Raw genomic sequence first — 20758 nt, 5'->3', positions numbered from 1 at the left:
CCGGTATGGACAGGCGCTAGTGCGAAGCCCAGTCGTCTCGTCCGAAAATCCTGGTGGTCAGCTTTTCGAACAGATAGGACAGATCGCCCTGCCGTGCGTGGGCGGCCACCTTGGACGCCCGGCACGACAGTTCGAACAGCTTTCCCAGGCCCGGCTCCGTGCGGCGGATGCGCGAGACGATCTGCTCGCGCTCTTCGAGCAGCACGTCCTGCATCAGCGCCGTCTTGGTTTCGTCATGGGCGGTGTACACGCCCATTGCGTCCGGGACGATCAGGTTCTTGCCTTCGCGCAGCAGCCGGCTCCACAGCTCCAGGTCCATGCAGTAGCGCATGCTCTCCTGCAGGAGCCCGTACTTCTGCAGCAGGTCGCGGCGGAAGATCGCGGACTGGTTCGGGATGGACGCCTTCACCACCGTCAGCGTGCCGCGGTTGACCGGCGTGTAATGGATCTTGCGGAAGATCTTGTTGTCGGCGTCCGCCACGAACAGGTTGCCGCTGACGATGGGCGCGCGTCCCTTGGAGGCGGCCGCGCCCAGCTTGCGCAAGGCGCCGGGGAAGTACAGGTCGTCGGAGTTTTGCCAGCCCACATAGTCGCCGGTGGCGCGTTCGAAGCCCTTGTTGATGGCATGCGACTGGCCGCGGTCGGGCGTGCTCTCCCAGTACGTCAGGTAGCGCTCATACTTGCGGATGATGTCCACGCTGCCGTCGGTGGAGCCGCCGTCGATGATGATGTACTCCAGCCGCGGATAGCCCTGGTTCAGCACGGACAGGATGGTGCGCTCCAGGAAGCGGGCCTGGTTGAACGAGGGGGTAACGATGGTCACTTTCGGCAACAGGCTGCCGGCAATCGGCGCCGGCGGCCGCAACTCGCGGACGAAGTCGATGAGCTGACGTGAATACTCGTTATGACGCTTGCGCATGTAGGACCTCAGCATATGAGTTAACGGGTGGCCGCAGGCAAGGCGCCCGGAAATTCTGGGCGGGATTGACGGATGGCGAGGGCCACGCCGGCCAGCGTGATCGCCGCGTAGGCCATGCGGCCCCATGCCGCGGCGTGTTCCCCCGCCGCGTGTACCAGTCCCGCCATGACGCACAGCATCGCCAGGCCGCCCAGGCCGTTCAGGATGGCGACGGCGCGTGAATTGCCCAGGCCCAGCAGGGAAAAGTGCGCAGCGGCGTTCAAGGACAGCAGCCCGGAGGCCACGATCAGCAACTGGAAGGTGCCCAGATGGCCGCTGGCGACGTTGTCCCCCAGCAGCAGGTTCAGAAGCGGATGACTGACCGCCAGCACCGCCAGCGTGGCGCTGGCCGACAGAGCCAGGTTCCACAGCATCATGCGGCGGATCTCGCGTTCGACGGCGCCCGGATAGGGCGGCGAAACCGACAGGCGGGTGACGCGCGGCATGGCCTTCTGGAAGATCGCGACCGACGCGGTATGGATGATCTGGCCGACCTGCACGCCGACCGTGTAGATGGCCAGCGCCGCCGGGCCCATGAGACTGCCGACCAGCACCCTGTCCACCGAACCGAAGGCCAGGGCGCTCAGGCTGTTCAGCCAGGACCAGCGGGAGAAACGGAAGGCGTCCATCATGGCGGCGCGGTCGCGCACCGGGCGCACCAGGACGCGTCCATAGGTGCGCGCGAATACGCGCATCTTCACGCTGCCCGCGATCAGGAGTCCCAGCGCCTGCGCCAGGCCGGTCCAGGTGGGGGAGGCCGTCAGCCAGGCCGTGGCGCAAGCCAGCCCCATCGTGCCGGTGCGGCTGAAGACCTCGCACAGCGCCGTGGCGCGGAAGTCTTCACGCCCTTTCAGGCATCCGGAAAACAGTTGGTCATATTGCTGCGTCAGGTAGATGGCCAGGGCGGGCATGGCAAGCATCGTCACCGCCACGCCGCCGAAGGTGGCCGCCGGCCAGCCCAGGCCCACCACTCCCCACAGCAGCACTGCGGCCAGGGTCACGACCCCCAGCGCGCAGCCGATCAGCGACATGCTTACGCCGGCTGCGCGATAGGCGCCGCCCGGTTCGTGCATGCGCTCGGAAACCAGCTTGGTCGCCGTCACCGCCGCGCCCAGGTTGGCGGCATTGCCGAAGCCGGCCAGGGCGATGATCATCGAGTACTGGCCGAAGCCCACCGTTCCCAGCTGCCGGAACAGGATGGGCAAGGCCACCAGCGCCGCGACGGGGCCGATGCCATACTCCACCAGCCCCCAGAAGGAGGCATTGCCGGCGATGTGTTTCCTCAGGAATCCGAACATGGCTGGGGCCTGTGGGCATAGGGGTTCTGGCGAGGCCGTCAGGCCACGGGCAGCGCATGCTGGGTGCGTTCACGCAGGAAGTGCCCGTAGGCCAGCGTGATGCCATGCGTCAGTGAGATCTCCGGTTTCCAGCCCAGCGCCTGCATGCGGGCCGAGTCCATCAGCTTGCGCGGCGTGCCGTCGGGCTTGCTGCTGTCGTAGACGATGTTGCCCTCGTAGCCGACCACGCGGGCCACCAGCCTGGCCAGGTCGGCGATCGAGATGTCCTGCCCGGCGCCGATGTTGTAGATGCCTTCCGCCTGCGGATGCTCCATCAGCATGACGCAGGCCTGGGCCAGGTCGTCCACGTACAGGAACTCCCGCAGCGGCGCGCCGGTGCCCCAGATGCTCACGCTTTCCTGGCCAGATTCCCGCCCTTCGTGGAATTTGCGGATCAGCGCGGGCAGCACGTGGCTGCTTTGCAGGTCGTAGTTGTCATGCTGGCCATACAGATTGGTCGGCATGGCGCAGATGAAGCGCGCGCCGAATTCGCGCTGATAGGCCTCGCACAGCTTCAGGCCCGCGATCTTGGCGATGGCGTAGGGCTCGTTGGTCGCCTCCAGCGGCCCCGTCAGCAAGGCGTCCTCGCGGATCGGCTGAGGAGCTTCGCGCGGATAGATGCATGACGAACCCAGAAACAGCAGCTTGCGCACGCCGGCCGCATACGCGGCGCGGATCACGTTGCACTGGATCATCAGGTTCTTGTACAGGAACTCCACCGGATGCGTCTGGTTGGCGAGGATCCCGCCCACCTTGGCCGCGGCCAGGTACACCACGTCGACCGGCGTGGTCGAGAAGAAGCGGTTGACCTGATTCTGGTTTTCCAGATCCAGCTCTTCCCGGCCGCGGGTCAGCACGTTGCGGTACCCGCGGCGTTGCAGCTCGCGGGTGATCGCGGCGCCCACCATGCCGCGGTGGCCGGCGACGAAGACGCGTTGCTCCAGGTTCGTCATGTCGTGCTACTCCTTGTAGGCGTAGATTTCGTAGCCGTTCTGCTCGACCAGCGCATCGCGCCGGGCGTCGCGCAGATCGCTCTCGACCATTTCCTTGACCAGTTGCGCGAAGGAGGTGCGGGGCGACCATCCCAGCTTTTCGCGCGCCTTGGTCGGATCGCCCAGCAGGGTCTCCACTTCCGTCGGGCGGAAGTAGCGCGGATCCACCCGGACGATGACCTGGCCGGGCTTGACGTCATGGACCGGCGAGAACAGCACGGTGGCGGTCTCTTCCAGTCCTTCGCCTTCCCAGGCCAGCAGGATGCCCAGCTCGCGCGCGGCGGTATTGATGAATTCGCGCACGCTGTATTGCATGCCGGTCGCGATGACGTAGTCCTCGGGCGTGTCCTGCTGCAGCATCAGCCATTGCATTTCGACGTAGTCGCGGGCGTGGCCCCAGTCGCGCAGGGCGGACAGGTTGCCCAGGTACAGGCATTCCTGCAGGCCGAGCACGATGCGGGCCAGGCCGCGGGTGATCTTGCGCGTGACGAAGGTCTCGCCGCGCTTGGGCGATTCGTGGTTGAACAGGATGCCGTTGCAGGCATACATGCCATAGGCTTCGCGGTAATTCACGCTGATCCAGTAGGCGTACAGCTTGGCCGCCGCATACGGGCTGCGCGGATAGAACGGCGTGGTTTCCTTTTGCGGCGTCTCTTGCACCAGGCCATACAGTTCGGAGGTGGAGGCCTGGTAGAAGCGGGCCTTGTTCTCCAGCTTCAGGATGCGGATGGCTTCCAGGAGACGCAGGGTGCCCAGGCCGTCGGCGTTGGCCGTGTATTCGGGTTCCTCGAACGAGACGCCGACATGGCTTTGAGCGGCCAGGTTGTAGATCTCGTCGGGCTGCACCGACTGCACGATGCGGATCAGGCTGCAAGAGTCGGTCATATCGCCGTGATGCAGCACGAAATTGCGGGGCTGGTCGTGCGGATCCTGGTACAGATGGTCGATCCGGGCGGTATTGAACAGCGAAGCACGCCGCTTGATGCCGTGGACCTCATAGCCCTTGGCCAGCAGAAACTCCGCCAGATAGGCCCCGTCTTGGCCAGTAACGCCGGTAATCAGTGCCCGTTTTGGCATGGTTGTATCCTTAAGACTTAGTGACTGCACGAAAGGAGCCGAAGGCTGCGGTACCAATGTGCAATGAGATTACTGTTGCACCAGCCGCTGAGATATCGGCCAAAAGGTCTAATAATTCAGCCTGTCGATAGGGAAAAAGGGACTGGATTGCTTCATCCAGCGCACCCAGCATGGCAATCGCCACCAAGGCCGTCAGCGCCGGGCGCCGGTTGACCGAGAAATAGATCAACGTGGTCAGGAAGGCGTAAGCCGCAAGATGCAGACGCTTGTCCCCAAAGGCGTCCGACATCTCGGCGGCCAGGCCCGGCAGGTTGCCTATCGTTACCAGTACGGCGAAGAACAGCCCGGCAAGCGGCAGGCAGATCCGGGCCATGCCCGGTCTGAAGAAGGGCGGGGGCACCTCTTTTTCAGACCCGGCCATACATGTCCTGGAATCTGACGATGTCGTCTTCACCCAGATAGGCGCCCGATTGCACCTCGATGATTTCCAGCGGGATCTTTCCCGGGTTCTCCAGGCTGTGGATCTCGCCCAGCGGGATGTAGGTCGACTGGTTCTCGGTCAGCAGGTATTGCTTGTCGCCGTTGTAGATGCGCGCCGTGCCCGAAACCACGATCCAATGCTCGGCCCGGTGATGGTGCATCTGTGAGGACAGGCGCGCGCCGGGCTTCACCGTGATGCGCTTGACCTGGTAGCGCGGCCCCTGGCCGACCGAGTCGTAGGATCCCCAGGGCCGCTGCACTTCGCGGTGATGGTTCAGTTCCGAGCGGTGCTGCGTCTTGAAGATCTCGACCAGCCGCTTGACGTCCTGCGAGCGCGATTTGTGCGCCACCAGCACGGCGTCGGCGGTTTCGATCACGACGATGTCGTCCAGGCCCACCGAGGCCACCAGCCGGCTGGTGGAGTGGATCAGGCAGTTGCGCGAATCCTCCACCATGACGTCGCCGGTGGTGGAGTTGCCTTCCACCGTCTTCTGGGCGATACCCCAGACCGCGTCCCAGGCGCCCACATCGCTCCACGAGGCGGCCAGCGGGATGACCACGGCGCTGTCGGTGCGCTCCATGATGGCGTAGTCCATGGAATCGCTGGGGCAGGCCTCGAAGGACGGGCCGTCCAGGTGGAAAAGCGAATTCTCGCCATGTCCGATGGCCACCGCCGCCTGCACCTGTTCCAGCATCTTGGGCGCCAGGCGCGCCATTTCCGACAGGAATACCGAGGCCTGGAAGGCGAACATGCCGCTGTTCCAGTAATAGCCGCCATCGTCGATGAAGCGCTGCGCCACCTCGGGCGAGGGCTTTTCAACGAACCGGCGCACGCGGCGGGCGGGGGCCATGACGCCGGGCTCGTCCGCCTGGATGTAGCCGTAGCCGCTGAGCGGCGCGGTGGGCGTGATGCCGAAGGTCACCAGGGCGCCTTGCAAGGCGGCCTTGTAGGCTTCGGCGAAGGCGGCGCGCAGTACCTCGCCGTCTTCCAGCACGTGGTCCGACGGCATGATCAGCATGACCGGGTCCTCGCCGTCGCGCATGGCGCGCAGGGTGGCCGCGGCGATTGCCGGCGCCGTGTTGCGCGCGAAAGGCTCCAGGATCACTTCCACGTCCTTGATGCCCAGCTCCAGCGCCTGCTCCGCCGCGATATAGCGGTGCGCGTCGTTGCAGACCAGGGTGGGCCGGGCCTGCGCATCCGCCGAACCCAGCCGCAGCAGGGTGTTCTGCAGCAGGCTGCGGTCATCGGTCAAACGGATGAACTGCTTGGGCAGCAGCTCGCGCGACAGCGGCCACAGGCGCGAGCCTGAACCGCCGCAGAGTATGACTGCCCGGTACGGGGGAGGGGGATTGGTCATGGCGCTCACTCCTTGAAGTAGGCCTGGGTGTAGGGGTGCACGCCGGGATCGGCGGCGAGGGCCTTCGCGGGCAGCCAGCGGTAGCTGCGGTGCTGGGCCTGGGGCAGGCTGGAAATGTCCAACGAAAGCTCGGCCTCATAGGCGAGGACGACGTAGTGGGTGGAGCGTCCGGCTTCACCCGCAAAATTGGTGCCATAGAAGTGTTCGTACACGCCGCGCGGGGTCCAGGCCAGCTCGCTGACCGGGATGCCCAGTTCGTCGCGGGCGATGCGCCGCAGCGCGGCGTGCAGGGTCTCGTTCTTGCGGATCCGTCCGCCCGGCACGAACCAGGCGCCCTGGGCCGGGGGATTGGCCCGCAGGCCGGTCAGGTAGCGGCCCGCGGCATCGCGCAGCAGCAGGTCGATGGAAACCAGTGGCAACATCTCTACCGCCTGGCGGAACTCCGCCTGCGCCAGCAAGCCGTCGCGGGCCGCGGCCTTTCGTTGCTCGGGCCATCCCAAGGGTTTAGTAGACATTGCGGCCCGTCCATCCCGACAACGCCGTGCGGGCGATGATCTGCAGGTCCATCCTGAACGTCCAGTGCTGGATGTAGTAGATGTCGTACTCGACCCGGTCGCTCATCTTGCGCAGCGTGTCCGTCTGCCCGCGCAGGCCGTTGACCTGCGCCCAGCCCGTGATGCCCGGCTTGACGCGGTGGCGCATCATGTAGCGCTGCACCAGGTCCTTGTACATTTCGTTGTGTTCCAGCGCGTGCGGACGCGGACCCACCACCGACATGTCGCCCATCAGCACATTCAGGAACTGCGGCAGTTCGTCCAGGCTGGTGCGCCTGAGGAAGCCGCCGATGCGCGTGACGCGGGCGTCGTTGCGCGTGGCCTGGGTGACCACGCCATGCTCCTGATGCACTGTCATGGTGCGGAACTTGTAGACATGGAAGACCTTGCCGTCCACGCCCAGCCGAGGCTGGGTGAAGAACACCGGGCCGCGCGAAGTCGCCTTCACCAGGATCGCCACCGTCAGCATCACGGGCGACAGCCCGATCAGCGCGCAGAAGGCGAAGCCGCGGTCGAAGACCTCCTTGGCCCAGCCTCGCACGCCGGCGGCCGGCAGGCTGTTGAGCTGTATGGCCGGCAGACCCAGGAATTCGCCGATGCGGTGTCCCAGCAGCTGGATCGACATGACATCGGGAATCCAGCGGATATCCACCAGGTCGTTGCGCAGGTGATAGAGGACTTCGCGCAGTTCCTGGCCCGCTTCCATCGGCAGCACGATCCAGATCTCGCGGACGTTGTGCTCATGCACGAAGCCATGCAGCTCGTCCAGGTCATGCAGGCGGCGGACTTGCGGCGGCAGGTTCTCATGGGGCTCGGCATAGATGCCCGCCACTTCGTAGCCCGCGCCGCGGTATTGCTCGACGCGGCGCCACAGGTCATGGCCCAGCGCGCCAAAGCCCACCAGCAGTACGCGCTTGCGGTCCAGCCCGCGGTCGCGCGCCGCGCCCAGGATCGCGTAGACCGCAATGCGTAAGCCGGCCAGCGTCAGCGCCGACATGCCGAACCACGTAGCCGCCCATATGCGCGATATCGCCGCGGTCTGGTGCATGAGAAAACTGATGCAGATGCCCAGCGCGAACACCAGCGCCCAGGCCGCCAGGCTGCGCACGACCAGGTCGGTCAGCAGGCGGCCGCGCCAGGATACATAGAGGCGGAAGGCCGGGAATATGGCGACCACGCCCAGGCCGCACAGATACACAAGGAACAGATGGATCTGCGGAGGATCCGCCAAGGCATCGTCCGAGAATTTCAAGCCGGTGGCAGTCAGGCCGCAGGCGATCACGATCGCGGCATCGAGCAAGCGATAGAGATAGCTTGCTCCGCTGAATCTAGACGACGTGTCCGTTTGGGACGGGTCCATCGCGCACTCCTGTTCGTGGGGAGCCGCCGTGCGAAAGGCAAAGACAGTGCACCGCCGCAAAGCTTGTGGCTACCGACAAAATCTTATTGAGTGCGCAAGGCACCCGAAACCTCCAAACGATGTAGGAGAAGGCTTAGGACATCCGTCGAATGTGCGGGGCTAGGAAAAGAGAGTGGAATGTCGCAACCCGTTACGCATCGGGCTCACTCCAAGCAACGAAGTCATTCACAAGTGGATTTGCCATGACGACATTTTTCGGAACGTTGAGCCGAGGCATAGCAGCTATCGCGCTCGTGTCCTCGCTGGGCGCTTGCGCCTTGTCTCCCGGTATGACCTTTGACGCCAATCAACTTGCGGATCCGCTGGATCCGAACTCCAAGGCTTTAATCAAGGAAATCACGCCGTCGCTGGTGCTTGAAGACCAGCGCGCGCGCCAGGCATTGCTCGACAACGAAGGCGTCGACAAGCTCTACGGCAAGTCCGGCCCCTACCTGATCGGGCCCGGAGACATCCTCTCGATCGTAGTGTGGGATCACCCAGAACTCGTCCTTCCGACGCAAACCTACGCCATCGGGACTGGGGTAACGGAACTAGCCATTGGAGACACCGCCTCGGGCATTCCGGGCTATACGGTTTCATCCACTGGATATATCCAATTTCCCTATGCGGGATTGCTGAAAGTGGCCGGGTTGACGGAACTTCAGGCGCGCAATCTCATAGTGAATAGTTCGAGCAAGTACATCCAGGATCCGCAGATCACCGTACGCGTTCTGGGATATCGCAGCAAGCGTGTTTACGTCGATGGCGAAGTGAAGACGCCGGGCGCAATCGCGATCAACGATATCCCGATGACCCTGTTGGAAGCGATCAACAGGGCCGGAGGCATTCTGCCCACGGGCGATCGCAGCGCAGTCTACGTGATCCGTGACGGACGCCGTACTCGCGTGAACGTGCCTGCGCTGATCGAGCGTGGCCAAGACCTGAACCAGGTGCTGCTGAAGTCCGGCGACATCGTCAGGGTCACGCCGCGCGATGACAGCAAGGTGTTCGTGATGGGCGAGGTGACCTTGCCCACCGCGGCAGTGATGCGTGACGGACGCATGTCGTTGACCGAGGCGCTGGGCTTGGCCGGAGGACCGAACCAGCTGACCTCGAATCCGTCTCAAATATTCGTTGTGCGCAGCACTGAGCAAGCGACGCCGCTGGTGTTCCACCTGAACGCCGGATCGCCGCAGACTCTTGCGGTGGCGGAGAAGTTCGAGTTGCAACCCAAAGACGTGGTGTTCGTGGATACGGCGGCCCTGGTGCGGTGGAACCGCTTCATCAGCAATCTGTTCCCGAGCGCCCAGACCGTACAGACCGTGAAGTCCATAGATTAGTCCGCCTTAAACCACGCCTGGGGACGCCGCGACCGCGGCGGCGTCTTCTCTTGGAGAGCTGCATGTCGTTGCCCATCGAATCGTTCGAGCCGTCCGTGCCGGCTCGCCAGCAGGAAACTCCGTTGTCGTCCCATGTGGACGCCATCTTCTCCAACCGGTGGATGATCATCGCGATCACTCTGCTTGCATTACTGGGGGCGCTTACCTATGTGATGATCACGCCCAAGGTGTACTCGGCCGACATCATCGTGCAGGTGGAAGAGGAAATGCCGCAGGGGCAGAGCCGCAGCCTGCTCGGCGATGTGTCCTCCATGTTCGATACCAAGGCGGAGACCTCGGGCGAAATGGAAGTGCTGCGTTCGCGCATGGTGGTTGGACCCGCAGTCGACAAGTTCCTGCTGTACATCCAGGCCAAGCCGCGCTATTTCCCCGTGATCGGCGAATGGCTGGCGCAGCGCTACGAAAGCCTGCCGTATCCGTCGAGCCTGCCGCGCGGCGGTTATGCATGGGGCGGCGAAGCCATCGCGATCTCGCAGCTGGACGTGCCCAACGAATGGCTGGGCAAGCCCTTTCGCGTGACCACGCTGGGCGAAGGGCGCTACACGCTGAGCGACAAGTTCACGGGCGCGACCTTCAACGGCACCGTGGGCAAGCCCGAGCATTTCCGGCTGCCTGGCGGCGGCGCGATGGACGTGCATATCGACGCGCTGACGGGACGCCCCGGAACCGAGTTCACGGTGTCGCGCAGCTCGCGCCTGGCAGCCATCGAGGATGTGCAGGCGCGCCTGGGGATCTTCGAGCGCGGCCGCACGTCGGGGGTGATCGGCGTCACGCTGGAAGGCAATGATCCCGCGCTGACGACTGCCGTGCTCAACCAGATCGGCCAGGAGTACGTGCAGCAGAACGTGAACCGCAAGTCGGCGCAGGCCGAGAAGTCGCTGGTATTCCTTGAACAGCAGCTGCCGGTGCTCAAGGGCGAGCTGGACGCGGCCGAGACCAAGTACAACTCCCTGCGCAACAAGCGCGGCACCATCGACCTGAGCGAAGAAGCCAAGCTGATCCTTGCGCAATCGGTGGATGCGCAGACCAAGGTGATGGAACTGCGCTCCAAGCGCCAGGAGATGATCACCCGCTTCGCTCCAACCCACCCCAGCATCGTGGCGCTGGACCGCCAGATCGCCGGGCTGACCGGGGACGTCAACCGCATCGGCAACAACATCCGCCAGCTGCCTGACCTGGAGCAGGACGTGGTGCGCCTGGTGCGCGACGTGCGCGTCAACACCGAGCTCTACACGGCATTGCTCAACAACGCCCAGCAGCTGCGCCTGATCCGCGCCGGCAAGGTGGGCAACGTGCGCATCCTGGACTCGGCGGTGCAGCCGGACAAGCCGGTGCGTCCCAAGGCCGCCATCATCATCGGCGTGGCGACCGCCTTCGGCCTGATCTTCGGCATGCTGTGCGCGTTCGTGCGCAATGCGCTGTTCGGCGGACTGTCGGAACCCGACGACGTCGAACGCCATACCGGCCTGCCGGTGTTGGCCGCCATTCCCTATAGCGACATGCAGGACAAGCTGTGGCGGCGCAGCCGGCGCAAGAACGCCAGCGTGCCTGCGCTGCTGGCGCAGAGCCAGGGCAACGCGCCGCCCATCGAAAGCCTGAGGTCGTTCCGCAACGTGCTGCAGGCGTCGCTGCGCCAGTCGGCCAACAACATGGTCATGTTCACCGGGCCCGTGGCAGGCGTGGGGAAGTCCTTCCTGTCGGCCAACTTCGCCTTCATCCAGGGCGGCGTGGGCAAGCGCGTGCTGCTGATCGACGCTGACTTCCGCAAGGGCCAGCTCAACCGCTACTTTGGCGTGCCCAAGGAAGACGGCCTGTTCGAAGTGCTGTCGGGCACGATACCGCTGACCCAGGTCCGCAAGCACAGCGTGTCCGAGGGCGTGGACTTCATCGCCACCGGCGCGGTCACCTTCGACCCGTCCGAGTTGCTGGCCTCGCCGGTGTTCGGCGAAACCCTGCGCGAACTGGCCTCGCAGTACGACATGGTGATCCTGGACACGGCGCCCGTGCTGTCGTCTCCGGACGCGGCCGTGGTCGGCACGCATGCGGCGGCGGTGATGGTGGTGGTGCGTTCGGGCATGAACACCGTGGGCGAGATCCGCGAGACGGCCAAGCGCCTGATCCAGGCGGGCGCGCCGGTGGACGGCGTGCTCTTCAACGGCCTCAAGCTCCTGCCGGAACGCTTCGGCTTCCGGTCCAAGTACGGCAGTTACCGCTACTCCCGTGCGGCGTATTACGGCGATTTCAAACAGAACGGCCCTAAATAACGCCACCCGGAGAAACTGGCATGCACGGAACTTTTGGCTGGGACACGCCGCAAATTCTGGATGCGGTTTTCAAGGCTTATGACATACGCGGCACGGTGCCGGAAGAAATCGATGCGAGGTTCGCGCACAGCCTGGGGATGGCGGCGGGAACCCAGGCCCGCGAACAGGGAGCGCGGTCCATCGTGGTGGGGAGGGACGGCAGGCTGAGCAGCGTCGAGCTGGCGGCCGCCTTGCAGGCGGGCCTGCGCTCGGCGGGCATGCACGTCATCGACATCGGCATGGCGACCACGCCGATGGTGTACTTCGCGACGCGCCTGATGGACACGGGCGCGGGCATCGCGGTCACGGGCAGCCACAACCCGCCCGCGCACAACGGCTTCAAGATCGTGCTGGACGGCGCCTCGCTATATGGCGAAGGCATCACCGCGCTGCGCGATGCGATGCGCCTGCCCATCGAATCGGCCAGCGCCTCGGGCGGACGCACGCAGATGCAGATCATGCCGTGCTACACGGCGCGCCTGATGGGCGATATCCGCATGGCGCGTCCGATGAAGATCGCCATCGATTGCGGCAACGGCGTGGCGGGCGCCGCGGCGCCGGCGCTGTTCCGCGCCCTGGGCTGCGAAGTGGTCGAGCTGTTCTGCGAGGTCGACGGCTCGTTCCCGGGCCATCACCCGGATCCGGCCGATCCGCAGAACCTGCAGGACCTGATCTATTGCCTGCGCTATTCCGACTGCGAGGTCGGCCTGGCGTTCGACGGCGACGGCGACCGGCTCGGCGTGGTGACCAAGACGGGGCAGATCATCTGGCCCGATCGCCAGCTGATCCTGTTCGCGCGCGACGTGCTGTCGCGCAATCCGGGCGCCGAGATCCTCTATGACGTCAAGTGCAGCCGCCACGTGGCGCGCGCCATCACCGAGGCGGGCGGCAAGGCCACCATGTGGAAGACGGGGCACTCGCTGATCAAGGCCAAGATGCGCGAGACCGGCGCGCTGCTGGCCGGCGAGATGAGCGGCCACATCTTTTTCAAGGAGCGCTGGTACGGCTTTGACGACGGCATCTACGCCGCCGCCCGGCTGCTGGAGATCCTGTCCGGCGCGCCGGATCCCTCGGCCCTGCTGGAAAGCCTGCCGCAGTCCTGCGCTACGCCCGAAATCAAGCTGGAAACCGCCGAAGGCGAGCAGTTCGACCTGGTGGAAGCGCTGCGTGCGCAGGGACAGTTTCCCGGCGCGCAGTCCATCAACGACCTGGACGGCATCAGGGTGGATTACGCCGACGGCTTCGGCCTGGCGCGTCCGTCCAACACCACGCCGACGGTGGTATTGCGTTTTGAAGGGGACACCGTGGCCGCATTGGCCCGTATCGAGGAGGATTTCCGCAACGCGTTCCGACGCATTGCCCCTCATGTTCGTTTACCGTTTTAAGGAGCATCACGCGATGGGAAAGGCCAAGTATGCGATTGAGGCGCTAAGGGCGAATTCGGGCCTGGCGGACAGCCCGGAGTGGCAGGCGTTCGCGCAGGCCGCGCACGGCGCGGAATTGGACGGCGCGGCGCTGAAGGTCATCGAGGCGGCGGGTCTTTGCGTGGACCTGAGCATGCAACGGCAGTCGCCGGCGCTGGAAGCGGCGGCCATGTCGCTGCTGCAGGCGCGCGGCGTGGCGGATGCGCGCCAGGCATTGTTCGCGGGCGAGCCGGTCAACTGGACCGAAGGCAAACCGGCATGGCATACGGCGCTGCGCGCCGGGCGCACGCGGGAACAGCCTGACGGCCAGGACGCTGACTCCGTCTGCGAGCATTCGCGCATGACGGACTTCGTGCGGCGGGTGGACCAGACGGCCGATTTCAACACGGTGCTGCATATCGGCATCGGCGGCAGCGATTGGGGACCGCGCCTGGCGGTCCAGGCGTTTGGCGGGGCGCAGCAGCGCCGTCAGATCCGCTTCGTGTCCAACATCGACGGACACGCGTTCCATGATGCGGTGGCCGGGCTGGACCCGCGCCGCTGCCTGGTGGTGGTGTCTTCCAAGTCCTTCACCACCGCCGAGACGCTGCACAACGCGCGCGCGGCCATCGCCTGGCTCAAGCAGGGCGGCGTGGCCGACGTGTCGGAACATCTGGCCGCGGTCACCGCCAACGTGTCGGCGGCGCGCGCGCTGGGCGTGCCGTCCAGCCAGATCTTCAAGATGTGCGACTGGGTGGGCGGGCGCTATTCGGTCTGGTCGGTCGCCGGCCTGTCGATCGCGCTGACGGTCGGCGCCGACGTGCTGATCGGCATGCGGGCGGGCGCCGAGGCCATGGACCAGCATTTCCAGCAAGCGCCGTTCGCCTCGAATGCGCCGATCCAGCTGGCGCTGGCGGGCCTGGTCAACTGCAGCGTGCTGGGCCACAACTCGCTGAACATCGCGGCCTACAGCGCGCGGCTGCTGCACCTGGTCACCTATTTGCAGCAGCTGGAAATGGAATCGCTGGGCAAACGGGTCGCGGGCGACGGCGCGGCGGTCGGCGTGCCGACGGCTCCCATTATCTGGGGCATGCCGGGCACCGATGGCCAGCACACCTTCTTCCAGTGGCTGCATCAAAGCGAAGAGGGCGCGCCGGTGGACTTCATCGCCAGTCTGCAAGGCCATGCGGATAGTCCCGATGCGCACCGCATGCTGCTGGCCAACTGCCTGGCGCAGCGCCAGGCGTTGCTGCGCGGCAAATGCCTGGAGCAGGCGCTGATGGACGTGGCGCACATCGACGACCAGGAGCGTGCGCTGAGCCTGGCGCAGCACATGGTCCATCCGGGCGGGCGCCCTTCGACCCTGATCGTGTTGCGCCAGCTGGATCCTCGCGGCCTGGGCGCGCTGCTGGCGTTGTACGAGCACAAGGTGTTCGTGCAGAGCGTGGTCTGGGGCATCAATCCCTTCGACCAGTGGGGCGTGGAACTGGGCAAGCGCCTGGCCACCGGCATCGAGCGCGAGCTGGCGGTGCCGGTGTCGGCCGGCGTGGTGGACTGGGGCCACGACGCGTCCACCTCGTACTGGATCGACCGCTACCGCAGCCATGCGCAGGCGCCGCGGCCGCGCCATGCCTGGGTGCCGGGCGTGGCGGCGCATCTGTGAGGGAGACCATGCCGGATCTGCATGTGTTGGTGACGGGCGGCGCCGGCTATATCGGCACGCACACGCTGGTCGCGATGTTGGCGGCGGGCCAGCGGCCGCTGGTGCTGGATAACTTCAGCAACGGCAGCCGCGAGGCCGTGCGCCGCGTCGAGCGCCTCTGCGGCGTGGAGATTCCTCTGGTGGAAGGGGACATCCGCAGCCCTGGACTGGTCGAATCGGTGCTGGCCGAGACGGCAGCGCGCGGCGCGCCGGTGCAGGCGGTGCTGCATCTGGCCGGCAGCAAAGCGGTGGGCGAGTCGGTTGCCGATCCGCTCAAGTACTACGACAACAACGTCGGCGGCTCGGTGACGCTACTGCGCGCCATGCGCGAGGCGGGCGTGACGCGCATGGTGTTCAGTTCTTCGGCCACAGTCTACGGCGAGCCCCGCTACCTGCCGCTGACCGAGGCGCATCCGCTGGCGCCAACCAACCCCTACGGCCGCACCAAGCTGATGGTGGAGGAAGCGCTGCGCGATGTCTGCACGGCCGATCCCGCGTTCAGCGCGGTGACCTTGCGCTACTTCAATCCCATCGGCGCGCATCCGAGCGGCCAGATCGGGGAAAGTCCGCGCGACATTCCGAACAACCTGTTCCCGTACATCACCCAGGTGGCGGTAGGTCGCCAGCCTTTCCTGCGGGTGTTCGGCGACGACTACGAGACGGCCGACGGCACCGGCGTGCGCGACTATCTGCACGTAATGGACCTGGCGCAGGGGCATGTGCAGGCGCTGGCCTATTCGGAGCGCCACCCCGGATTCGTGGCGGTCAACCTGGGTACCGGGCAGGGCACCAGCGTGCTGGAGCTGGTGCATGCGTTCGAACGGGTCAACGGCTGCCGCATTCCCGTGCAGGCGCAGGCCAGGCGTCCCGGCGACGTCGAAAAGATGTGGACCGATCCCACGCTGGCGGCTTCCTTGTTCGGCTGGCATAGCACGCATGACGTGGATGCGATGTGCGCGGACGGCTGGCGCTGGCAGCAGGGCAACCCTCAGGGCTACGACCTCGGCACAGGGACATAACCCCTGCGCCGTATCGGATGGATTCCTCGAAACCGGCGCGAGCGGTTACAGTTGACGGAAATATTGCGAAGCAGCATTGCCCGGCGGCCTGGCCGCCGCGGCCGTGCACCGTCAACGAGGCGCACCCATGTTTGAATTCAATCCCTCTACCGGCCTCCTGCAGGAGCTGCAGTCATGAGCGGGCCGACCTACAGCGCGCCGGCCCACTGGAACCTGGACAGCATCGTGTCCGGCCTGCGCGAAGCGCGCGTGGCCTGGCGCGGTCCCCGCGGCCGCCTGCGCGAAGACGCCGGCCTGCGCGAATTCCCGTCGCAGGAAAGCCTGCGCCAGATCGTCAAGGATCTCTGTGGCGCGCTGTTCCCGATGCGCCTGGGTCCCATCGACCTGCGCGAAGAGGTCGAGGACTTCTACGTCGGCCATACCATCGGCGCGGCGCTGGACGCGCTGCTGCACCAGGTCTGTCTTGAATTGCAGTACGTGGGCCGGCCCGAACAGACCGAGCCCGCGGATGCGCGCCAGCGCGCCATCGAGATCGTGCGCCAGTTCGGCGCGGAGCTGCCGCGCGTGCGCGCCGCGCTGGACCTGGACGTGACCGCCGCCTATCAGGGCGACCCGGCCGCGCACAATGTGGACGAGGTCCTGCTGTGCTATCCGGGCGTGGCGGCGATGATCCACCACCGTCTGGCCAATGTGCTGTACCGCCTGGGCGCGCCGATGCTGGCGCGCATCGTGGCGGAAATCGCGCATGCGGATACGGGCATAGACATCCACCCGGGCGCGACCATTGGCCGCAGCTTCTTCATCGACCACGGCACCGGCGTCGTGATCGGCGAGACCGCCATCATCGGCGACCGCGTGCGCCTCTATCAGATGGTCACGCTGGGCGCCAAGCGCTTCCCGCCGGGTGAAAACGGCGAACTCAAGAAGGGCCTGGCGCGTCACCCCTTGATCGAGGACGACGTGGTGATCTACGCTGGCGCGACGATTCTCGGCCGCGTCACCATCGGCAAGGGTTCGACCATCGGCGGCAACGTCTGGCTGACCCGCAGCGTGCCGCCGGGCAGCAACGTGACCCAGGCCAGCCTGGTCAGCGACATGCCCGACTGCGGCCTGGGCGGCTGAGCAGCTTGAGGCCGCAGCCTTTCGCGCAGCGGCCGCCTTTTCGCGCGGGCGCCGATGCGCGCCCGCGTAACGGCCGGCCCTGAGGAGCCTGGATGGACACACGAGTCTCTGATCTGGCCGCGCTGCGCGGCTTTGTCGACCGCCACCCGCGGCTGTTTGTGCTGACGGGGGCGGGCGTCAGCACCGATTCCGGCATCCCCGACTACCGCGACACCGAAGGCGAATGGAAGCGCAAGCCGCCCATGACGCTGCAGACCTTCATGGGCGGCGAACTGGCGCGGGCGCGCTATTGGGCGCGCAGCATGGTGGGCTGGCGCCGTTTCGGCCATGTGCAGCCCAATGCCTCGCACCGGGCGCTGGCGCGGCTGGAATCGCGCGGCCGCGTCTCGGTGCTGGTGACGCAGAACGTCGACGGCCTGCACGAGGCCGCCGGCAGCCGCGACGTCGTCGACTTGCACGGCCGGCTGGACGAGGTGCGTTGCATGGCCTGCGACTGGCGCGGCGGCCGCCAGGCCTGGCAAGAGGCGTTGCAGGACGGCAACCCGGAATGGACGCTGCTGGATGCCACGGATGCGCCTGACGGCGACGCCGACCTGGAAGGCGAGGACTTTGCGCAATTTCAGGTGCCGCCCTGTCCGCGCTGCCGCGGCATCGTCAAGCCGGACGTGGTCTTTTTTGGTGAAACCGTGCCGCGCGAACGCGTGGACCGCGCCAACGCCGGCCTCATGAACGCCGACGCGGTGCTGGTGGTGGGGTCATCGTTGATGGTGTATTCCGGCTACCGCTTCGTCAGCGCCGCGTCGCGCAACGGCATGCCGGTAGCTGCCATCAACCTGGGGCGCACCCGCGCCGACAGCATGCTGACGCTGAAAGTGGAACTGCCTTGCGCCGTGGCGCTGGACGCGCTGTAACACACCCCGGGGCCGGCCGGTTTTTGACCGGTCTAAGCAAGTACTTGCCCTGCAAAGGTTTTTTTCGGCTGTTACAGACCTTTCCATAGGGTTGTCCACAGGAACTGGGGATAACTCCTAGGGATAACCCCGAGTTTTCGACCTTTTTCGCGCTGCGTTTGTCAAGTCTCGGCGGCGTCCGCCATGTCCCCCATTAGCGCCTTGCGGGCCGCGTGCCAGCTGCCGGCGTCCGGCGCATATAGCAGGCCGCCGGTGCGATGCGTGGGCTTGTAGGGCGAACCGTCGAAGTGGGCCGCGTAGCCGCCGGCTTCGCGGTGCAGCAGCCAGCCGGCTGCGTGGTCCCAGGCCGTCAATTGGTTGTAGAACGCGATGTGGCAGTGCCCGGCGGCCAGCATGCGGTACTCATGCGCGGCGCAACGCAGCGAGGCGGTGCTGCCCAGGCGCGACAGGTTGCTGTTGACGGTGGTACGCATCGGCTCGGGCAGGGCGCCGGTCGAGATCAGGCCGTCCATGTCTTCGGGCGGCGCGGGGCTGGCCACCGCGAGCTGGGCCTGCTTGCCGTTTTCATATTCCATCCAGGCGCCTTCGCCGCGCACGGCGAGCGCGCTGTCGCGGCTGACCGGGTCGTAGATGACGCCCGCGATCACGTCGCCGCGATGGCAGGCGGCGATCATCATGCCGAAGAGAGGCAGGCCCGCGACGTAGTTGCGGGTGCCGTCGATGGGGTCGATCAGGAAGGCCAGGTCGGCGTCGACCAGCATGTTCAGCAGCGCGGGATTGCGGGCCGAGGCCTCTTCGCCGATCAGCACGGCGCCCGGATGCAGCTTGGCCAGGCGCGCGGCGATCAGGCGTTCGGCGGCTTCGTCCGCGTCGGTCACGAGGTCGCGGGCGGAGCTTTTGCCGCGCACAGCGCCTTCCGGCAGATTGCGAAAGCGCGGCATGACTTCCGTCTGCGCGGTTTCGGCCAGGATGGCGGCAAGCCGGCGAGTGTCCTCGCGGGTGAAGGTTCTGCTCATACGGACTCGTTCGGTCAGGGAACGCGCAAATCTACCATGCCGGACGCGGGGCGGGATGCCACATATCGGACTCCCGGAAACCCGCGCGCCAAATGCGCGCGGCCCCCGCCGGCAGAAGCCGGCGGGGGCCGCGGCGCGCAAGGGGCCGTCAGGCGCCCAGGTCCACGCAGAGGTACTTGATCTCCAGGTACTCTTCGATGCCGTACTTCGAGCCTTCGCGGCCCAGGCCGGATTGCTTGACGCCGCCGAACGGGCCGACTTCATTGGAGATGATGCCGGTGTTGATGCCGACGATGCCGTACTCCAGCGCTTCGGACACGCGCCAGATGCGGGCGTAGTCGCGGGTGAAGAAGTAGGCGGCCAGGCCGAAGATGGTGTCGTTGGCCATGCCGATGACTTCCGCTTCGGTTTCGAAGCGGAACAGCGGGGCCACCGGGCCGAAGGTTTCTTCGGTCGCGAAGCGCATTGACTGGGTCACGTCGCGCACCACGGTCGGTTCGAAGAAGGTGCCGCCCAGCGCGTGGGGCTTGCCGCCGGCGATGACCTTGGCGCCGTGCGCGATCGCGTCGGCGATGTGCTCCTGCACCTTTTCCACGGCGCTGCTGTCGATCAGCGGACCCTGGGTCACGCCGTCGGCGAAGCCGTCGCCGACCTTCATGGCTTCGACCTTGGCGACCAGGCGCTTGGCGATTTCTTCGTACACGCCGGCCTGCACGTAGATGCGGTTGGCGCAGACGCAGGTCTGGCCGGCATTGCGGTACTTGGAAGCCAGGATGCCGTCGACCGCGCGGTCCAGGTCGGCGTCGTCGAACACGATGAAGGGCGCGTTGCCGCCCAGCTCCAGCGACAGCTTCTTGATGGTGGGCGCGCATTGCTCCATCAGCGTGCGGCCGACTTCGGTGGAGCCGGTGAAGCTCAGCTTGCGCACCACGTCGCTTTCGCACAGGGCCGCGCCGATTTCGCGCGAGCTGCCGGTGATGACATGGAACACGCCAGCGGGCACGCCGGCTTCTTCAGCCAGCACGGCCAGTGCCAGCGCGGTCAGCGGGGTCTGTTGCGCGGGCTTGACCACCATGGTGCAGCCGGCGGCCAGGGCCGGGCCGACCTTGCGGGTGATCATGGCGGCCGGGAAGTTCCACGGCGTGATGGCGGCGGTGACGCCGATGGGCTGCTTGAGCGCCATCAGGCGCTGGCCGGCCTTGGGGCTTTGCAGGATGTCGCCGTCGATGCGCTTGGCTTCTTCGCCGAACCACTCCAGGAACGAGGCGGCATAGGCGATTTCGCCGGCGGCTTCGGTCACGGGCTTGCCCTGTTCGGACGTCATGATGGCGGCCAGGTCCTGCTGGTTCTGCATCATGAGCTGGGCCCACTTCAGCAGGATCGCGGCGCGTTCCTTGCCGGTCTTGGCGCTCCAGGCGGGCAGGGCGGCCTCGGCGCTGGCGATGGCTTGTTCGGCTTCCTTGCGGCCCAGCTTGGGCACGGACACGATGGTCTTGCCGGTGGAGGGATTGTCCACGGGGATGGACGGGCCGTTGCCGGCGGCTACCCACTTGCCGTCGATGTAGCAGGCGTCGCGCAGCAGATCGGGGCGCGCCAGGGGATGGGTCAGTGCGGTCATTGTTGGAGTCTCCTTGAAGGGAAGCGGTGGGCCAGGAAACGCTTGCGGGCGTGGCGGCAGATCCGCTACGCCCGCAAAACTTGTGCCTGCCCGCCGGAATACCGGTAGT

At 66.1% G+C, this 20758-nt stretch carries 17 protein-coding genes; 7 read left to right on the top strand and 10 right to left on the bottom strand.

Features of this window, described 5'->3' with window-relative positions; genetic code table 11:
- Positions 1-16 precede the first annotated feature (16 nt).
- From DXK93_RS10645 to DXK93_RS10610, 8 genes are read right to left on the bottom strand one after another with little or no spacing between them, the layout of a single operon-like run.
- A complete protein-coding gene (locus tag DXK93_RS10645; RefSeq protein ID WP_054453076.1) occupies positions 17-919 on the bottom strand; it encodes a glycosyltransferase family 2 protein in 903 nt (300 codons plus the stop codon).
- 20 nt (positions 920-939) lie between these two features.
- Positions 940-2256, bottom strand: a complete 1317-nt coding sequence (locus tag DXK93_RS10640) for an oligosaccharide flippase family protein (protein WP_119450029.1) — start codon at positions 2254-2256, stop codon at positions 940-942.
- A 38-nt stretch (positions 2257-2294) separates the two neighbouring features.
- The gene (locus DXK93_RS10635; protein ID WP_054453071.1) at positions 2295-3248 is read right to left on the bottom strand and encodes a GDP-L-fucose synthase; all 954 of its coding nucleotides are present in this window, start codon (positions 3246-3248) and stop codon (positions 2295-2297) included.
- Positions 3249-3254: 6 nt separating this feature from the next.
- Positions 3255-4364, bottom strand: coding sequence for a GDP-mannose 4,6-dehydratase (gene gmd / locus DXK93_RS10630; protein WP_054453069.1), 1110 nt, complete (start codon positions 4362-4364; stop codon positions 3255-3257).
- Between the two features lie 10 nt (positions 4365-4374).
- Complete coding sequence (locus tag DXK93_RS10625) at positions 4375-4737, bottom strand: VanZ family protein (protein ID WP_054453684.1); 363 nt, start codon at positions 4735-4737, stop codon at positions 4375-4377.
- A 34-nt stretch (positions 4738-4771) separates the two neighbouring features.
- Positions 4772-6202, bottom strand: a complete 1431-nt coding sequence (locus DXK93_RS10620) for a mannose-1-phosphate guanylyltransferase/mannose-6-phosphate isomerase (protein ID WP_054453067.1) — start codon at positions 6200-6202, stop codon at positions 4772-4774.
- Between the two features lie 5 nt (positions 6203-6207).
- Positions 6208-6660, bottom strand: coding sequence for a GDP-mannose mannosyl hydrolase (locus DXK93_RS10615; protein ID WP_054453683.1), 453 nt, complete (start codon positions 6658-6660; stop codon positions 6208-6210).
- Positions 6661-6706: 46 nt separating this feature from the next.
- Complete coding sequence (locus tag DXK93_RS10610) at positions 6707-8116, bottom strand: undecaprenyl-phosphate glucose phosphotransferase (RefSeq protein ID WP_119450028.1); 1410 nt, start codon at positions 8114-8116, stop codon at positions 6707-6709.
- Positions 8117-8358: 242 nt separating this feature from the next.
- On the opposite strand from DXK93_RS10610, the gene DXK93_RS10605 reads away from it, so the two are divergent.
- From DXK93_RS10605 to DXK93_RS10575, 7 genes are all read left to right on the top strand, one after another.
- Entirely contained in the window at positions 8359-9495 is a 1137-nt protein-coding gene (locus tag DXK93_RS10605) for a polysaccharide biosynthesis/export family protein (protein ID WP_119450027.1), read from the top strand.
- A 62-nt stretch (positions 9496-9557) separates the two neighbouring features.
- Positions 9558-11819, top strand: a complete 2262-nt coding sequence (locus DXK93_RS10600; protein WP_054453060.1) for a GNVR domain-containing protein — start codon at positions 9558-9560, stop codon at positions 11817-11819.
- Between the two features lie 20 nt (positions 11820-11839).
- On the top strand, positions 11840-13243 hold the full coding sequence (locus DXK93_RS10595) for a phosphomannomutase/phosphoglucomutase (protein WP_054453058.1): 1404 nt from the start codon (positions 11840-11842) through the stop codon (positions 13241-13243).
- 13 nt (positions 13244-13256) lie between these two features.
- Entirely contained in the window at positions 13257-14924 is a 1668-nt protein-coding gene (pgi, locus tag DXK93_RS10590) for a glucose-6-phosphate isomerase (protein ID WP_054453056.1), read from the top strand.
- Between the two features lie 8 nt (positions 14925-14932).
- A complete protein-coding gene (gene galE, locus DXK93_RS10585; RefSeq protein ID WP_119450026.1) occupies positions 14933-15982 on the top strand; it encodes a UDP-glucose 4-epimerase GalE in 1050 nt (349 codons plus the stop codon).
- A 174-nt stretch (positions 15983-16156) separates the two neighbouring features.
- Positions 16157-17104 carry a serine O-acetyltransferase EpsC gene (gene epsC / locus DXK93_RS10580; protein ID WP_054453050.1) on the top strand — a complete coding sequence of 316 codons (948 nt, stop codon included), beginning with the start codon at positions 16157-16159 and terminating at the stop codon, positions 17102-17104.
- 92 nt (positions 17105-17196) lie between these two features.
- Positions 17197-18015: an NAD-dependent protein deacetylase gene (locus tag DXK93_RS10575; RefSeq protein WP_119450025.1), complete on the top strand. Its 819-nt coding sequence runs from the start codon at positions 17197-17199 to the stop codon at positions 18013-18015.
- A gap of 161 nt (positions 18016-18176) precedes the next feature.
- Here DXK93_RS10575 and DXK93_RS10570 read toward each other — a convergent pair whose 3' ends face one another.
- Together DXK93_RS10570 and DXK93_RS10565 are read right to left on the bottom strand one after the other, a co-directional pair.
- A complete protein-coding gene (locus DXK93_RS10570; RefSeq protein WP_059372208.1) occupies positions 18177-19031 on the bottom strand; it encodes an inositol monophosphatase family protein in 855 nt (284 codons plus the stop codon).
- Positions 19032-19179: 148 nt separating this feature from the next.
- The gene (locus DXK93_RS10565; protein WP_119450024.1) at positions 19180-20649 is read right to left on the bottom strand and encodes an NAD-dependent succinate-semialdehyde dehydrogenase; all 1470 of its coding nucleotides are present in this window, start codon (positions 20647-20649) and stop codon (positions 19180-19182) included.
- Positions 20650-20758: the final 109 nt, after the last annotated feature.

Origin of the sequence: Achromobacter sp. K91 (assembly GCF_003576205.1) — a bacterium.
GTDB classification, from domain to species: domain Bacteria; phylum Pseudomonadota; class Gammaproteobacteria; order Burkholderiales; family Burkholderiaceae_B; genus Achromobacter; species Achromobacter aegrifaciens.
This window is presented reverse-complemented; position numbering and strand designations above follow the sequence as displayed.

Coding starts and splice junctions, on each gene's coding strand:
- DXK93_RS10595 (WP_054453058.1), top strand. CDS start 11,840: ATGCACGGAACTTTTGGCTGGGACACGCCGCAAATTCTGGATGCGGTT.
- DXK93_RS10605 (WP_119450027.1), top strand. CDS start 8,359: ATGACGACATTTTTCGGAACGTTGAGCCGAGGCATAGCAGCTATCGCG.
- DXK93_RS10635 (WP_054453071.1), bottom strand. CDS start 3,248: ATGACGAACCTGGAGCAACGCGTCTTCGTCGCCGGCCACCGCGGCATG.
- galE (WP_119450026.1), top strand. CDS start 14,933: ATGCCGGATCTGCATGTGTTGGTGACGGGCGGCGCCGGCTATATCGGC.
- DXK93_RS10620 (WP_054453067.1), bottom strand. CDS start 6,202: ATGACCAATCCCCCTCCCCCGTACCGGGCAGTCATACTCTGCGGCGGT.
- DXK93_RS10575 (WP_119450025.1), top strand. CDS start 17,197: ATGGACACACGAGTCTCTGATCTGGCCGCGCTGCGCGGCTTTGTCGAC.
- DXK93_RS10600 (WP_054453060.1), top strand. CDS start 9,558: ATGTCGTTGCCCATCGAATCGTTCGAGCCGTCCGTGCCGGCTCGCCAG.
- DXK93_RS10610 (WP_119450028.1), bottom strand. CDS start 8,116: ATGGACCCGTCCCAAACGGACACGTCGTCTAGATTCAGCGGAGCAAGC.
- DXK93_RS10565 (WP_119450024.1), bottom strand. CDS start 20,649: ATGACCGCACTGACCCATCCCCTGGCGCGCCCCGATCTGCTGCGCGAC.
- DXK93_RS10625 (WP_054453684.1), bottom strand. CDS start 4,737: ATGGCCCGGATCTGCCTGCCGCTTGCCGGGCTGTTCTTCGCCGTACTG.
- pgi (WP_054453056.1), top strand. CDS start 13,257: ATGGGAAAGGCCAAGTATGCGATTGAGGCGCTAAGGGCGAATTCGGGC.
- gmd (WP_054453069.1), bottom strand. CDS start 4,364: ATGCCAAAACGGGCACTGATTACCGGCGTTACTGGCCAAGACGGGGCC.
- epsC (WP_054453050.1), top strand. CDS start 16,157: ATGAGCGGGCCGACCTACAGCGCGCCGGCCCACTGGAACCTGGACAGC.
- DXK93_RS10645 (WP_054453076.1), bottom strand. CDS start 919: ATGCGCAAGCGTCATAACGAGTATTCACGTCAGCTCATCGACTTCGTC.
- DXK93_RS10570 (WP_059372208.1), bottom strand. CDS start 19,031: ATGAGCAGAACCTTCACCCGCGAGGACACTCGCCGGCTTGCCGCCATC.
- DXK93_RS10640 (WP_119450029.1), bottom strand. CDS start 2,256: ATGTTCGGATTCCTGAGGAAACACATCGCCGGCAATGCCTCCTTCTGG.